This window comes from Sphingopyxis lindanitolerans (assembly GCF_002993885.1).
GTDB lineage: Bacteria > Pseudomonadota > Alphaproteobacteria > Sphingomonadales > Sphingomonadaceae > Sphingopyxis > Sphingopyxis lindanitolerans.
Genome location: NZ_CM009578.1, coordinates 3,630,167 through 3,644,134, shown reverse-complemented (window position 1 = coordinate 3,644,134; position 13,968 = coordinate 3,630,167). Strand labels below are relative to the sequence as shown.

General features: G+C 62.5%; 15 protein-coding genes. 5 read left to right on the top strand and 10 right to left on the bottom strand.

The window, feature by feature from the left end:
- Position 1 precedes the first annotated feature (1 nt).
- From trbL to CVO77_RS17230, 8 genes are all read right to left on the bottom strand, one after another.
- Positions 2-1,306 (bottom strand): P-type conjugative transfer protein TrbL, encoded by a 1,305-nt coding sequence (gene trbL / locus CVO77_RS17265; protein ID WP_106000120.1) that lies wholly within the window; start codon positions 1,304-1,306, stop codon positions 2-4.
- Between the two features lie 135 nt (positions 1,307-1,441).
- Positions 1,442-2,155 (bottom strand): P-type conjugative transfer protein TrbJ, encoded by a 714-nt coding sequence (gene trbJ, locus CVO77_RS17260; protein ID WP_106000119.1) that lies wholly within the window; start codon positions 2,153-2,155, stop codon positions 1,442-1,444.
- 2 nt (positions 2,156-2,157) lie between these two features.
- Positions 2,158-4,614 carry a conjugal transfer protein TrbE gene (gene trbE, locus CVO77_RS17255; protein WP_106000118.1) on the bottom strand — a complete coding sequence of 819 codons (2,457 nt, stop codon included), beginning with the start codon at positions 4,612-4,614 and terminating at the stop codon, positions 2,158-2,160.
- Entirely contained in the window at positions 4,608-4,880 is a 273-nt protein-coding gene (locus tag CVO77_RS17250; RefSeq protein ID WP_106000117.1) for a VirB3 family type IV secretion system protein, read from the bottom strand. Before CVO77_RS17250 ends, trbE begins: the two co-directional genes overlap by 7 nt.
- Complete coding sequence (locus CVO77_RS17245; RefSeq protein WP_106000116.1) at positions 4,877-5,212, bottom strand: TrbC/VirB2 family type IV secretion system protein; 336 nt, start codon at positions 5,210-5,212, stop codon at positions 4,877-4,879. Before CVO77_RS17245 ends, CVO77_RS17250 begins: the two co-directional genes overlap by 4 nt.
- 3 nt (positions 5,213-5,215) lie before the next feature.
- A complete protein-coding gene (trbB, locus tag CVO77_RS17240) occupies positions 5,216-6,199 on the bottom strand; it encodes a P-type conjugative transfer ATPase TrbB (RefSeq protein ID WP_106000115.1) in 984 nt (327 codons plus the stop codon).
- Complete coding sequence (locus CVO77_RS17235; protein ID WP_106000114.1) at positions 6,196-6,600, bottom strand: CopG family transcriptional regulator; 405 nt, start codon at positions 6,598-6,600, stop codon at positions 6,196-6,198. The genes trbB and CVO77_RS17235 overlap by 4 nt, the downstream gene beginning before the upstream one ends.
- A gap of 4 nt (positions 6,601-6,604) precedes the next feature.
- Positions 6,605-8,635, bottom strand: coding sequence for a conjugal transfer protein TraG (locus CVO77_RS17230; protein WP_106000113.1), 2,031 nt, complete (start codon positions 8,633-8,635; stop codon positions 6,605-6,607).
- Between the two features lie 377 nt (positions 8,636-9,012).
- Here CVO77_RS17230 and CVO77_RS17225 point away from each other — a divergent pair, with 377 nt between their 5' ends.
- Positions 9,013-9,351 (top strand): antitoxin Xre/MbcA/ParS toxin-binding domain-containing protein, encoded by a 339-nt coding sequence (locus CVO77_RS17225; RefSeq protein WP_106000913.1) that lies wholly within the window; start codon positions 9,013-9,015, stop codon positions 9,349-9,351.
- 7 nt (positions 9,352-9,358) lie between these two features.
- Positions 9,359-10,069, top strand: coding sequence for an RES family NAD+ phosphorylase (locus CVO77_RS17220; RefSeq protein ID WP_106000112.1), 711 nt, complete (start codon positions 9,359-9,361; stop codon positions 10,067-10,069).
- Between the two features lie 245 nt (positions 10,070-10,314).
- Here the strand turns inward: CVO77_RS17220 and CVO77_RS17215 are convergent, their stop codons facing one another.
- Together CVO77_RS17215 and CVO77_RS17210 are read right to left on the bottom strand one after the other, a co-directional pair.
- Positions 10,315-11,367 (bottom strand): hypothetical protein, encoded by a 1,053-nt coding sequence (locus CVO77_RS17215; RefSeq protein WP_106000111.1) that lies wholly within the window; start codon positions 11,365-11,367, stop codon positions 10,315-10,317.
- Positions 11,368-11,442: 75 nt separating this feature from the next.
- Complete coding sequence (locus CVO77_RS17210; RefSeq protein ID WP_106000110.1) at positions 11,443-11,940, bottom strand: hypothetical protein; 498 nt, start codon at positions 11,938-11,940, stop codon at positions 11,443-11,445.
- Between the two features lie 539 nt (positions 11,941-12,479).
- Here CVO77_RS17210 and yhhA (CVO77_RS21350) point away from each other — a divergent pair.
- The 3 genes from yhhA (CVO77_RS21350) to yhhA (CVO77_RS21860) are packed head-to-tail and all read left to right on the top strand — an operon-like array spanning position 12,480 to position 13,962.
- Complete coding sequence (gene yhhA, locus CVO77_RS21350; RefSeq protein WP_158258119.1) at positions 12,480-12,632, top strand: YhhA family cyclophane-containing RiPP; 153 nt, start codon at positions 12,480-12,482, stop codon at positions 12,630-12,632.
- Complete coding sequence (gene yhhB, locus CVO77_RS17205) at positions 12,629-13,783, top strand: cyclophane-forming radical SAM/SPASM peptide maturase YhhB (protein WP_275541957.1); 1,155 nt, start codon at positions 12,629-12,631, stop codon at positions 13,781-13,783. The genes yhhA (CVO77_RS21350) and yhhB overlap by 4 nt, the downstream gene beginning before the upstream one ends.
- Positions 13,784-13,797: 14 nt before the next feature.
- Positions 13,798-13,962: a YhhA family cyclophane-containing RiPP gene (yhhA, locus tag CVO77_RS21860; protein ID WP_338061524.1), complete on the top strand. Its 165-nt coding sequence runs from the start codon at positions 13,798-13,800 to the stop codon at positions 13,960-13,962.
- The last annotated feature ends 6 nt before the right edge of the window (positions 13,963-13,968 follow it).

Here is a 13,968-nt window from a genome sequence, read left to right as displayed (position 1 = left end):
GCTAGTCCCTTTCGTTGATGTCGGGTGTGATGCCGGCGCCGCCACGGTCACCGTCCTTGATCGTGTGCATGGCCATCTGCCGGCGATGACGGGCATTCTGCTGACCCTGCAGTCGCTGCGCCCAAGCAGGCGCGGCGTCGCTAGAGGCAGGCGCCGCGCCCGCGGCGTTATTGGCACGGCTATTGGTTCCGGCATTCCACGCGGCCTGGCGTCCACGCTCGGCCGCGTCGCCGAGACCGGTGGCAGAGCGAAGGCGATTGGAGGCTGCCCCTTGAGCTGCGGTCGCGATCCCGCCGAGACCCGCACCGACACTCGAGGACCCCGATGTTTCCTGTCCAAGCTTGTAGGCGGTCGAGGCCGCGCTTCCCATCGACGTGCCGGCGCGGATCGCGCCGAGACCGGCGGCGCCCATGCCGCGTGCCGCGGCCACAGCGCCTGCGCCGCCCATCGCGAGCCCACCCGCCGCAAGGGCGGTCGTTGCCACTGCCGATCCGGCGCCGAGCTGCGGCGCGCCCGCGACCAGGCCCGAGGCGATCGCCGGACCGAAGATAGCGAGTCCGAACAGTGCGAGGCTGGCGAGCATCAGCGAGACCGCTTGCTCGATCGTGACCTCCTCGCCCGTCAGCGCGCTGGTGAAGTCGGCGAAATAATTGGAGCCGATGCCGACGATCACCGCCAGCACCATCACCTTGATGCCCGAGCTCACGACATTGCCCAGCACCCGCTCGGCAAGGAACGACGTGCGATTCCAAAGCGCGAACGGCACGAGCACGAACCCGGCAAGGCTCGTCAATTTGAATTCGAGGATCGTGATGAAGAGCTGGATCGCAAGAATGAAGAAAGCCGCGATAACGATCAACCAGGCGATGACGAGCACGGCAATCTCGACGAAATTGTCAAAAAAGGCGATCGGGCCGACCAGTTCCTTCGCCTGCTCGAGCAAAGGCCAGGCCGCTTCGAACCCCGTTCCCGCGAGCCGCCCGGGCATCAGCAGCTCCTCTGGCCCGATCGCGCTGCCGCCGGCGGTCAGCCCGAGCCCGGCGAAGGAACGAAAGATGATCTCGGAGAGCGTCTGAAAACTATTCAGGATCAGCGCGAAGACGCCGACATAGAGGATTTTCTTCAAGAATTTGGCGATGACATCGTCTTCGCCGCCCAGCGCCCAGAAAAGGCCAGCGAGCGTGATATCGATGCCGATCAGGATGGTGGTAAGGAAACCGACATCGCCGCCGAGCAGCCCGAAGCCGCTGTCGATATAGGCAACGAAGGCGGCCATGAACTGGTCGATGATATTGAGATCGTCCATATCGCGGCTTCCTCATCAGATTTTGTCGCGGGGGCCGGCGGCCGGGAGAGGGGCTGCCGCGGCGGCCCCCGCGACGGGGCAGGTCTGGGCGGGGAGCATGTGTGGCCCGTCCTGCCCCAAGCGGTCAGGCGAGGCTCAGCGTGGAGGCGTCCAAGCCTTGCCGTCACCGAGAAACCGGCGGGTGGACTCGCGCGCTTCGCGCTCGATCTGCCCGCGCCGCGCACGTTCGAGCGTCTGTTCGCGAAATTGTGCCGCCATCAGTTGCTGGATCTGGAATTGCTGCTTCGCCGCAAGCGCGAGCAGCTGGTTGGTCGCCTGCGCCGCCTGAAGACTGCCCCCGGCGCCCTGGCTCTTGTCGACGATCGCTTTCAGAACCTCAGCGTCGTCCTGAACATTTTCGACGATGCCGCTCTGCACACCCATCGCCTGTCGGAATGACGCCATCTCGGTGTCTATCCGGGCCCGGGCCGCGGCAATCCGCGTGTCACGCCGCGCGAGATGCTCGAAACTTGTTGGAAAGGCGGCGCGGAATTGATCGTCGAGCCTGTCGACGCGAAAGTCGATGCCCTGCGCCTGTCCCATCAATCGGTCGATGTCGGCAAGGCGCTGCTGCAATGCGGCCATTTGCGGAAAATCGATCTTCGCCAGATTCTTCTGCTGGTTCACCAGCATCTGCGCCTCGTTCTGGAGCGACTGTATCTGCTGGTTGATCTGCTGGAGGGTGCGCGCTGCGGTCAGCAAATTCTGCGAATAATTGGCGCTATCGAACACCGGCATCGCCAACGCGGTCACTGCGGTCGTCGTCGGCGCGAGCGATGCCGCCAGCAAGGCCAGGACAAGCTTCTTCATCATCATTCTCCTTCGGGGGACAGGGGATCGGCAAAATCGGCGAGCAGGTCGGCGGCCCAGTCGAGGTCAACGCTGCGCAGGAAATGCCGGGCGAACGCGCCCGCGCCATGTTCGGCGAGGATCGCGTCGATGCGTTTCTGCGTGTCGGAATCGGATGCGCCGCACAGCGCGAGCGCGACCGGGCCAAGCCCGAGCTCGAACAACCGGTTCCCGCGCGCCGACTGGAGATAATATTGGCGCTTGGGGGTCGCGCGGGCGATCAGTTCGATCTGGCGCGCGTTGAGCCCGAAACGCGCATAGGCGTCCTCCGATTGTGGTTCGCTGGCTCGGTCGTTGGGCAGAAAAATGCGCTGCGGACAGCTTTCGATAATCGCCGGCGCGATCGCGCTGTCGGCGATATCGGCAAGCGACTGGGTCGCGAATATGACCGCGACATTCTTCTTGCGCAGCACCTTGAGCCATTCGCGGATCCGCGCGGCGAAGAGCGGATGATCGAGGAATATCCAGGCCTCGTCGAGAATGAGGAGGGTCGGTCGTCCGTCGAACCGTTCCTCGAGCCGATGGAACAAATAGCTCAGGACCGGAGCGACGACCTCGGCTTGCCCCATCAATGCCTCGGTCTCGAAACACTGCACATCGGCGAAGGCAAGATCGTCCTCAGCGGCGTCGAGCAGTCGTCCGAACGAGCCTTCGAGCGTGTAAGGCGCGAGCGCGACACGCAGCGCCGCCGACTGGAGCAGCAGCGACAAGCCCGTGAGCGTGCGTTCCTCGACCGGCGCGGTGGCGAGATTGCAAAGCGCCGACCACAGGGCTTCCTTGACCTCGGGCGTGACGGCAATTTTTTCGTGCGCGAGCAGCGCCGCGATCCATGTCGCGGCCCAAGCGCGCTCGTCGGCGCGGTCAATGCCGCGAAGCGGCTGGAAGGCGAGTCCCCTGCCCTCTCCGCCTGCACGATCGCCGCCGAGGCCCAGCGCATGATGTGCGCCGCCCATCGCCAGCACGGCGGCGCGCGCCGAGAATCCCTTGTCGAAGATATGGATTTGCGCGCCCGAATAGCGGCGGAACTGGAGCGCGATAAGGCCGAGCAACACTGACTTGCCCGCTCCCGTCGGCCCGACGATCATCATATGGCCGACATCGCCGACGTGCGTCGACAAGCGGAACGGCGTCGAACCGCTGGTCTCGGCGGTGAGCAACGGCGGACCGTGCAGATGGTCGCTCCGCGCTGGCCCCGCCCATACCGACGACAGTGGCATCAGATGGGCAAGATTGAGCGTGTGGACGAGCGGCTGGCGGACATTGGCGTAAACTTGTCCGGGGAGCGAGCCGAGCCATGCTTCGACCGCGTTGACGCTCTCGCGGATCGTGGTGAAACCGAGGCCGTTCACGATACGCTCGACGGCGCGGACTTTTTCGTCGACGCGCGCACGATCGATATCCGACACGGTGATCGTCGTCGTCAGATGTCCGAAGGCAACATGATCGCCGCCCAAAGCCTGGAGCGCGAGATCCGCATCAAGCGTCTTGTTGTCGGCATCGCTGTCGAGCAGTTGCGCGGGCTGGTTGTACATTATCTCGCGCAGCAGCGCCGAGATCGACTTTCGCTTGTTGAACCATTGGCGGCGCAATTTGGTAAGTGCCTTGGTGGCTTCAGTCTTGTCGAGCGCAATGAACCGCGTCACCCAACGATAAGAAAAACCTTGATGATTGAGCGCATCAAGGATGCCGGGACGCGTAAGGTTCGGGAAACCGAGGATTGTCAGCGCACGCAAGTGCAGATGTCCCAGCATCGGCTCCAGCCCGCCGATGAGCGGCGTGTCGGCGAGCAGGCCATCGAGATAGAGCGGAGTTTCGGGTACAGCCACATCGTGCCGCCGCGCCGAGATGGTGCCGTGCAGATAGGTCAGCGTCTCGCCATCGCCGAGACTGCGCACGGCGGGCATGAAGCCCGTGAACAGGTCGAGCACACGATTGGTCTCGGCAACGAAGCCAGCGAGCGCCTGCCGCCAGTCGCGGCCCTGGCTTTGATCGCTGCGCTCGACGAGCGCCCGCCCGGCGCGATCGGCATGATCGGCGTCGGCGAGCCAGGTCAGCGTCAGATAATAATGGCTCTCATAATGCGCCTCAGCGCTTTCGAAGCCGCCTCGCCGCTCCTCGTCGACCAGCCACGACGCAGCGTCGGGAAAGCGGCTCGCTGGATAGCCGAGCGCCTCGCGTCGCTCGGCCTCGATATGGAGCGCCCAGCCCGAGCCGAAGCGCTTGAGGACATTGTTCGCGCGCGCGGCGACCGACATCAGCGCAGCCTCGGTCGCGCTTTCAAGATCGGGACCGCGGAAGGCGAGGACGCGCGAGAAGCTGCCGTCCTTATTGAGGATGACGCCAGGAGCAGCTAGCGCAGCCCACGGCAAATGGTCCGCGAGCCGATCGGCCCTGCGACGATATTCGTGGAGCATCAGCATGAGAAATGCCCCCGCTGCCTGAGGTGCCGCATCAGCACCGGAGCGAAGTCGGGATCGCGCTTGGCTGCCATGACCGCCGCGCTATGGCCAAGCGCCCAAAGACCGACACCGGCAATCCATTGCTGGAGACCGAGGCCGATCGCGGCGGCGAGCGTGCCGTTGAGGATCGCGATAGCGCGCGGCGCGCCGCCGAGCAGGATCGGTTCGGCGAGCGACCGATGCACGGGCGCCTCGAAGCCCGGGGCGGGATGATCATGCCGGCTCATGCGATCAGCGCCCCGCCGCCGAAGCTGAAGAAGCTCAGGAAAAAGCTCGACGCGGCGAACGCGATCGACAGGCCGAAGACGATCTGGATCAGCCGCCGGAAGCCGCCTGCGGTTTCGCCAAAGGCGAGCGTAAGCCCGGTCGTGATGATGATGATCACCGCGACGATCTTCGCGACCGGCCCCTGCACCGACTCGAGTACCTGCTGGAGCGGCTCTTCCCACGGCATGCCCGATCCCGCTGCTTGCGCGGTGGCGGCGAAGATACAGCCAGCGCCAATTGCAGCAACGGCGATCGCTAACAAATGGCGCTGGGACAAGGTTTTGGCGGGCATGGTTCAAGCTCCTGCTGTAAATGACGAGGGGATGAGATCGACGATGCCGTAGCCGCCGTCGGGATCGAGGCCGGCGACGCGCGCGACGGTTTCGACGCGCCGTGCGAGCCCGCGGCCCGCGATGAAGACGATGACCTCGATGGCTTCGGCGATCAGGCGCCGCGGCACGGTGACGACGCTTTCCTGGACGAGACTTTCGATCCGATAGAGCGCCGAAAGAGCGGAATTGGCATGGACGGTCGCAATGCCGCCGTGATGCCCGGTATTCCACGCTTTGAGCATGTCGAGCGCCTCGGCGCCGCGCACTTCTCCGACGATGATGCGATCGGGGCGCAGCCGGAGCGTCGAACGGACAAGGTCAGCCATCGAGACGGCGCCCGTCCGCGTGCGCAACGCGACGACGTCGCTGGCCGGGCATTGCAGCTCGCGCGTGTCTTCGATCAAAATCACCCGCTCGTCGAGGTCGGCCATCTCGGCGAGCAGGGCGTTGGCGAGCGTCGTCTTGCCCGAACTCGTGCCGCCGACGACAAGGATGTTCCGCCGTTCGACCACCGCCATCGACAGGATGCGCGCAGCGTCGGCGGACATGATACCGCCGTGGACATAATCGAGCAGCGTATAGATGCGCGCCGCGGGCTTACGGATCGAGAAGCAGGGTGCAAGGCTGACCGGCGGCAGCACGCCTTCGAAGCGTTCGCCCGCCCCGCCGCCATGCGGCGGCAGTTCGGCCGAGACGATCGGCGCGGCGGCATGGACTTCGGTGCGGGCATGGCTGGCGACAAGGCGGATGATACGCTCGACCTGCGCCGGATCGTAACGGGTGCCGCTATCGATGCGCCCTTCTCCCAGCCGGTCGATGCGCAGCACCCCGTCGGGGTTGACCATGATTTCCTGGGTCAGCGGGTCGGCAAGTGCCGCGGCGATGGTCGGTCCCATCGCGGTGCACAGCATCGCGCGGCGACGCCCGGCAGAAAGCGTCTCGCTCATGGCATCATGCCTCCGTCTTTCGCCGGACCGATCGAACGCGTTCCTCCGGCGATCTGTCGGCCAACCTGCGCGACAAAAGCCTCGAACCGCTCACGCCCGACCGCGCGCGCAGCATGATCGGCCTCGGCAAGCGGCGCGGTGACGCTGAGCTGATAGCGGATGAACAGCGACAGGCTCTCGAGCAGCACCTCGATGTCGCGCGCAATTCGGTGTGTGTCGCGCGACATGCGGTCGAGACGAACCTTGAGAAGGTCGTCGACCTCCTTCGCGCCGCGCCGCGCGAGATAAGCCGCCAGCGCGTCGCTGACGATGCCGCTCTTGGTCGCGCCCGGGCTCGCCGCGAGCGCTTCGAGCGCGTCGCTGAGCTTGATATCGAGGTAAAGATTTTGCCGGAATTTCATCGGATCACAGCCCCAGCGGCAGCTGCGGGCTAGTGCCCTGGTCGAAGCCATAGGCCCGCACCGCCGGGGTGAGGCCGCGCGCGCGTTCCATGACGCGCTGGTCGGCGGCGAGGTCACCGTCATCCTGCTCGGCGGGAATGGCCTCGGGCTGCGGCGCCTGCTCGGTCCTGGCCCCGACATCCTCGCCGAAACCGGGATGGCGTTGGCGTTCGAGGCCGCCTTCATCCAGCTCGTCCATGACGGCACCGGCGCGTTGTTCGAGCCGCGCATCGCGCAGACGCACGAAACGACCCCATTCATTCGCCCGTGCTGGCGGGCAGTCGGCATAGCGACCATCGGCGAGCGCGGGCGGCACCGCGACCCGCCCCGCGAAATTGCTGTCCTCATAATAGCGCAGCTTCCGGGCGCGGATCGGCGCCATCCCGGACACGAGCACAAGCTCATCGGTGGCGGGCAGCTGCATGACTTCGCCGGGGGTGAGCAGCGCCCGCGCGGTTTCCTGACGGCTGACCATCACATGCGCGAGCCAGGGCGCGAGCCGGTGTCCGGCATAGTTGCGCATCGCGCGCTGTTCGGTGGCGGTGCCGAGCGCATCGGAGATCCGCCGCGCGGTGCGTTCGTCGTTGGTCGCGAAGGCGACGCGGACGTGGCAGTTGTCGAGGATCGAATTATGCTCGCCATAGGCGCGCTCGATCTGGTTGAGGCTCTGCGCGATCAGGAAAGCGCGGATGCCGTACCCGGCCATGAAGGCGAGCGCGGTCTCGAAGAAGTCGAGCCGCCCCAGTGCCGGAAACTCGTCGAGCATCATCAGCACCTCGTGCCGGCGCACCGTCGAGCGGCGATCGTCGAGCTTCTCGGTGAGCCGGCGGCCTATCTGGTTGAGGATCAGACGGATGAGCGGCTTGGTCCGGCTGATGTCCGACGGCGGGACAACGAGATAGAGCGAGACGGGGCGCTCCCCATCGACAAGATCGGCGATGCGCCAGTCGCAGCGCGAGGTGACTTCGGCCACAGTCGGGTCACGGTAGAGGCCGAGGAAACTCATCGCGGTCGACAGCACGCCGCTGCGCTCATTGTCGGATTTGTTGAGCAGTTCGCGGGCGGCCGAGGCGACAACCGGATGGACCTGCGGCGCGTCCGTGGTGCCGACATGATTGGTCGCCATCATCCGCCTGAGCGTCGCGGTGAACGGCCGCTGCGGATCCGAGAGGAAGGTCGCGACGCGCGCGAGCGTCTTCTCCTCCTCGGCGTAGAGGACATGCAGGATCGCTCCGACGAGCAGCGCGTGCGACGTTTTTTCCCAATGATTGCGCCGTTCGAGCGCGCCTTCGGGATCGACAAGAATGTCGGCGATATTCTGCACGTCGCGCACCTCATGCGCGCCGCGGCGCACCTCGATAAGCGGATTATAATGCGCCGAGCGTCCATCGGTCGGGTTGAACAGCAAGGCATGCGAAAATCGCGCGCGCCAGGCCGCAGTCAGCTGCCAGTTCTCGCCCTTGATGTCGTGGATCACCGCCGATCCGGTCCAGCTCAGCAGGGTCGGGACGACGAGCCCGACGCCCTTTCCTGATCGCGTCGGCGCGAACGCCATGACATGCTCGGGTCCGTGATGACGCAGATAGCTATGCTGAAACTGGCCGAGGAAGACGCCTGCATCGCCGGTGAGGCCCGCACGGTCGATCTCCCGCGACGTCGCCCAGCGCGCCGAACCATAAGTGGTCACCAGCCGCTGCTGCCGCGCCCGCCATAACGAGCCGAAAATCGCCGCCCCGCAGCCGACGAACCCACTCGCCGCCGCCAGCGCCCCAGCCTTGTCGAAGACGTCGGGCGCATAGGCGTCGTAATGATACCACCAGGCGAATATCTGCCACGGCCGATAAACGGCGATCCCGGCGACGTCGAACCACGGCGCGCCGAGCTGCGGTTGATGGCCAAGCATCGCCGCTGCCCACTGCGTCGCTGTCCAGATGCCCGCGAAGACGATTCCGAACACGACGAAGATCTGTCCGATGAGCAATTTGGTCGGGGTCATGTTCCGCTCCGCAAGGGGCGGACGGGCGCCCCTGTTCATGCCGATAAAAATCGGGGGAACGGCGCGACCTGAACATTACGGTTTTAGGGAAGCTCGGCGAAGTTGAAGGAAGTCACCCACACTCCCGGCTCGACGATGACGATAATCCGCCTGCCACATCGGGGCGCTGCTCCGAGAATCGCATGGTTCCGCGAGAACTGGATGTTCGGGACATTTGCGACGGGATTGAGAAGAGGCTCCATAGCATATATTGACAATTGGCGTCATAACGACATATATACGCCAATTGACGAAGGAGGCTGAGCATGGAATTGGTCGCAATCAAGGGTCCGGCCCTTCCCCCTGCCCCGGACTTCTCGACCGAAGAAGTCCATGCGATGCAACGCGCCGTGATCCGCTTGTTCGATCATTGGGGTGTCACGGACGCCCAAGCGGCAACCCTGCTCGGCGATATCGCGGTGCGGACCTATCAGCGCTGGAAGCAGGGCGAATATGGCCGCTGGAACGTCGATCTGGCGGCGCGCCTCTCGAATCTGATCGGCATCCACAAGGCGCTCCGCCTCCTTTATACCGAGGCAGAGCGCGGCTATCGCTGGATCAAGGCGCCCAACCGCGCCTTCGGCGATCGCTCGGCACTCGACGTCATGCTCGGTGGCCACCTCACCGACCTGATGCGCGTGCGCCGCTATCTCGACAGCTATCGCGGTGCATGGTGACACGCGGATGCCCGATGCGCCGCTGTCCCCTGTCGATTGGCCGTCCGCTGTCCGCTTGATCGAGAGCAAATATCCGCCGATCGACCTGTTCGAGGATCTGGCCGATCCCGAGGATTGGGAGTTGCTGGCGGCGGCCGAGGCGCGAACCAATCCCCGGATCTCCGAAACGATCGGCAATCTCGATCTCGTGCCAGTCGAACGCCGCGTGTCCGGCCCCGGCGCGAGTTATGTCATGGCACCTTTTACCCACTGCTCGCCCGACAGGCCGGGCCGGTTCCACGACGGCAGCTTCGGCGCCTATTATGCCGCAAGCGATTTCGAGACGGCGGTCGCCGAAGTCACATATCATCAGGCGCAGCGCCTCGCCGATACCCGCGACGAACCCGGCTGGATTTCCGACATGCGCGAGTTGGTCGGGGCAGTGAATTCCGAATTCGTCGATGTCAGGGGAGATGGCTTCAAAGCTCTGCTTGCTCCGAATGATTATGCACCTTCGCAGGCCTTCGCACACCAGCGCCGTGACGACGGCGCCAACGGGATCGTCTATCCATCGGTTCGCGACCCAGGTGGAGAGTGTATCGCCGCCTTCTGGCCGGACGTTGTTTCGAAGCCGGTGCAGGCGCGGCATTTCCGCTATCACTGGGATGGAGCAAGGATCGACATGATCCACGAGCTTCGGCTCGACGGTAAAGGCCCAATATTCCGGTTGGAGGCATGACGCGGCGGTCGATAGAGTGCTACGCTGCTGAATGGCCCCAGGCTGCAAATCCGCCTGCTGAGCGACAATATTCGTGGACGGACTATCTGACCGCTATGCGCCCGATGTCGGCCGTTCCGGGTGTGAGCTGGCGGTGCCCGAAAGCTGCCGCGAAGGCGACGTCATCCATCTTGCAAACACCGACGATTGTCGTCGATCCCGGCCGGCGATATCCACAAGGCGTTCGGCGCATCCTGTATCTGATCTCACTTCTTCTTGCGGTCGCGCCCCTTGCCCTTTTTTGGCGGCGGATCGGTGTATTGCTCGATATAGCCACGATGCGCCTTCCGGTTGGACTTCGAGATGTCGACCTTGTGATAGGCGGAGCGTAGCCTTTCCAGAATGGCGTCGAGGGTGAAGCGCATTTCCTCCCGGGCGTCGAGAATATCAGCCCAGGCACCTTTCTCGTCTCCGCGCAGCGCCTGGCGATGTTCGTGGTGGAAGATCGAAGCCGTGCTACCCTTGTTGTCGACATAATGCTCGTCGTGCGACAGCGCGCGGAGCCAAGCGCGGTGGAAGCGCGCTACCAGGTTCTTGAGCGCCGGATCGTAAAGTTCGAACAGGCTATTTTCGACGATCCCGTTGAAATTCTCCCAATGCCAGATCGAGCGGTTGCTGATCCGCTGCGGGATATTCTCGATGAGTTCGTCGATTGTCGGAAGATGGAGCGACTCCATCAGCCATTTCATCTTCTTCACATCATGATCGTGCTCGATCTTCTCCCGTGGCACCCCCTTCAGCTCGGACGGGCGTTTCGGATTGAGGTCGAGGACGGCCTTGATCGACACGAAGGCGAGGCCGACCAATTTCTCACGGTCGGTCGGCGACGCTCCCTCCTTCAAAGCATAGGGTGAGGCGCGGTTCTGGTTGAAGTCGAACGGCAGGTCCCCCGGAAATTTTGCCAGCGCGGTGTTGAACAGGAGAATAATTCGGTTCCAGCCTACCTGCCCGACGGCATAGCCGAGTTCGTAGCTTACATTCGGATTAGGACAGGGCCGCTTTGCGCGAGGTGAGGTGACGCTGGTGATGTCGGCGATCACGATGTCGGCGCGTCCTAGCTTCTCGATGATTTCGGTAGCGATGTTGAAGGATCCCGACGTCTCGCGCGTGGCTTCGTCGAGGATGAGAGTGAGGTCTGGATATTGCGGTTTGAGCTGCCGCATCGCCTTGCGAAGTGCGTTGCGGATGCCATTGTGGTTGGTCTCGGACGGTGAATCGCTCTGCCACGAGTAGAAGATCCGGACTTTCTTTTTCGCCACTTTTTGTCTCCGCAGTAGAGGAAGCCGATCTACGATGTGCGTTGAAACTTCGAGCGGTTAAGCTGCAGCTGGAAGCTAAAGCGCCTCGGGAATATCGGCTTGTACCTCGTGAAGCACACGCTTCTTGTCGCCCTCACCAACGACAATCTGCCATCGGGAGAAGCAGGCCTTCTCATGGCCGTCTCCCGTCGGAAGTCCCGACATTATTGTCATCGCGACACTAAAACCTCCGGATCTGCGATCGAGCCTGCTCGTCTGCACATTGAGATTCTCGCCGTGGCGCGTCAGCGACCCAAGCGGCGGCCATTGACCGTCGGTGAAGACAATGCTCGCCGGGTCCAGCTCGATGCGTACATCCGGCACATGAAGGCCCGCCCATCGATCCGCGCATTCCAAGAAATGAAACCTGAAGTCGGGCGGTCCATCGACAAAGAGCGCATAGCTTTGCCCTTCTGATGACACGACAAGCACGCGATGCGTGTAGCTGGCGGTCGGGATTATGAAGCTCATGGGAGCCGCATGTTGGAGCGACGCCGCGAAACACTCGTCGGGATCGAGCATGGTTTTGTTCATGAATAGCAATCCTAGCTGGGCGGCAGCGAACCGTCTCTAGCGCCACTTTGGACTTCGGCGCATCGCGTCGACCAAGTCGAAGATCGGTCGACCTTCGTTCGTGGGAACCAAGCCCCATCCGTCACAGCTTGTGCAATGAGAAGGGCCCATTTCGCCGTAGGGACGCTGCCGCTTTGCTTGTGGCATGTCAAACCAGCGCCCGCTACCGCCACAATCGGAACATAGGTTGAATAGTGCAGTCATACATTCAGCTCCATATAGAATACATCGTGCACTTGTTTCAAAATTTGCGACAAAAATTAGAAAGCTATGTGGAATGTGGAGATATTTGAATTATAGACGAGATAATTATTCATAATTGCCTATGTAAAATTCTATCATTTATTCTTTCGGTCTAAGAAATTTCATCAATGAAATTTGATCTCGATTATAGTGAACGATATTTAATTTGAATTACTATATTGATATTGAATAGCTTTATTCTTTGCCGCTATCTCGAAACCTGCTATCATGGCTTCTGTGAATGAGGAGGCTTCTATATGGATATCAAGCACCCCGCGCCCAGCATAGCTGGCTTGGATTTGACTTTGAAGAGCGTCGCTTTGAAGCGTTTGGTTGAGGAGGTGACGTTCGGGGGAACGCTTTCGACGGTGCGCGGGTACAACCGCACCCACAACCGTCATAATCGGTGACAATCCAGGCAATCGACGGGCAGAATAGGACCGTCGACACGGTCCTTCTTAAAGTGGCTAGCCGCTGCAACCTCGATTGCGGCTATTGCTACGTTTATCATATGGGCGATGACAGTTGGCGCACGCAGCCCAAACTGATGTCCGATGAAATTATCAAGCATGTCGCGGTGAACCTTGGCGCGCAATACAGGCGCCAGCAGACACCGTTCAGTGTCGTGCTTCATGGCGGTGAGCCGTTGATGCTGGGTGCGACGCGCCTCGCGAGATTGTGTGAAGCGCTCCGCGCTGAGCTCCCGCATCCCTGTGGGATCCATGTGCAGACCAACGGCGTGCTCCTTGCCGACGCGATAATCGACGTGCTGGTCGCCTATGACGTCGGTATTTCCATCAGTATCGACGGCCCCGCAGTCGTCCACGACCGCTTCCGCACCGATCATTCGAATTCAGGTTCGCATGCCCGCGTCACCGCGGGGATCGAACGATTGACGAGCCGCCCCGACGCAAGTCCGCTGTTCGCCGGCGTATTGGCGGTGATCGACCCTTCGAGTGACCCTGCCGATGTCTACGCAGCGCTCAAGGCAACCGGTGCACCCAGCCTCGATTTTCTTGTTCGCGATGGCAACTGGGATCAGCTTCCCTTCGGAAAGGCGACGTCTGACGCAGTCGAATACGGGCGCTGGCTTTCGGGCCTTCTCACCCTCTATCTTGCCGACCCGGCCCCGCCGCGAGTACGGATTCTCGACGACATGATGCGGTTGATCCTCGGCGGACAGAGTCAGAAGGAAGGCGTCGGCAATACCGACTACGGGATTTTGGTTATCGAACCCGACGGCCGGATCGACAAGAATGACACCCTTAAAGTCGCCCACCCGGGTGCTGATCGCTTTGAGAAGGCCTGGTCAATCCTCACAGATCCGCTGGAGGATTTTCTGGCAAGCCCTGCCTTCGATCACTATTATCGTCAGCAGCGAACCTTGGCCGACCAGTGCCATAACTGCGCGGATCTGGCGATTTGCGGCGGCGGCATGGTCGCTCACCGCTGGAGTGCCGAGCGCGGTTTCGATAACCCGACCGTTTTCTGTGCCGATCAGCGTCACCTTATCGCCGAAATGCGTGGCGTCATCGCGCGTATGGCGGCACAAGCTGCTTGAAGAGGAATCAATTTATGTTGGAAACGCCCGCTGTCGGCCGCAGCGAATCTCCTGCGACGCTTGACCTCAATCTGGCGAGCAGCGTCGCCCTTCGCAGGCTCGTCGACGAGGTTCGAAACGAAGTGCCTCCCATGGCGGCGACCGCTTACAACCGTACGTATCACCGGCACAACCGCTAGAGGGCG

Bases quoted from the DNA above. Each gene is read 5' to 3' on its own strand.
- trbL (WP_106000120.1), bottom strand. From the start codon at position 1,306: ATGGACGATCTCAATATCATCGACCAGTTCATGGCCGCCTTCGTTGCC.
- trbJ (WP_106000119.1), bottom strand. From the start codon at position 2,155: ATGAAGAAGCTTGTCCTGGCCTTGCTGGCGGCATCGCTCGCGCCGACG.
- trbE (WP_106000118.1), bottom strand. From the start codon at position 4,614: ATGCTGATGCTCCACGAATATCGTCGCAGGGCCGATCGGCTCGCGGAC.
- CVO77_RS17250 (WP_106000117.1), bottom strand. From the start codon at position 4,880: ATGAGCCGGCATGATCATCCCGCCCCGGGCTTCGAGGCGCCCGTGCAT.
- CVO77_RS17245 (WP_106000116.1), bottom strand. From the start codon at position 5,212: ATGCCCGCCAAAACCTTGTCCCAGCGCCATTTGTTAGCGATCGCCGTT.
- trbB (WP_106000115.1), bottom strand. From the start codon at position 6,199: ATGAGCGAGACGCTTTCTGCCGGGCGTCGCCGCGCGATGCTGTGCACC.
- CVO77_RS17235 (WP_106000114.1), bottom strand. From the start codon at position 6,600: ATGAAATTCCGGCAAAATCTTTACCTCGATATCAAGCTCAGCGACGCG.
- CVO77_RS17230 (WP_106000113.1), bottom strand. From the start codon at position 8,635: ATGACCCCGACCAAATTGCTCATCGGACAGATCTTCGTCGTGTTCGGA.
- CVO77_RS17225 (WP_106000913.1), top strand. From the start codon at position 9,013: ATGCAACGCGCCGTGATCCGCTTGTTCGATCATTGGGGTGTCACGGAC.
- CVO77_RS17220 (WP_106000112.1), top strand. From the start codon at position 9,359: ATGCCCGATGCGCCGCTGTCCCCTGTCGATTGGCCGTCCGCTGTCCGC.
- CVO77_RS17210 (WP_106000110.1), bottom strand. From the start codon at position 11,940: ATGAACAAAACCATGCTCGATCCCGACGAGTGTTTCGCGGCGTCGCTC.
- yhhA (WP_158258119.1), top strand. From the start codon at position 12,480: ATGGATATCAAGCACCCCGCGCCCAGCATAGCTGGCTTGGATTTGACT.
- yhhA (WP_338061524.1), top strand. From the start codon at position 13,798: ATGTTGGAAACGCCCGCTGTCGGCCGCAGCGAATCTCCTGCGACGCTT.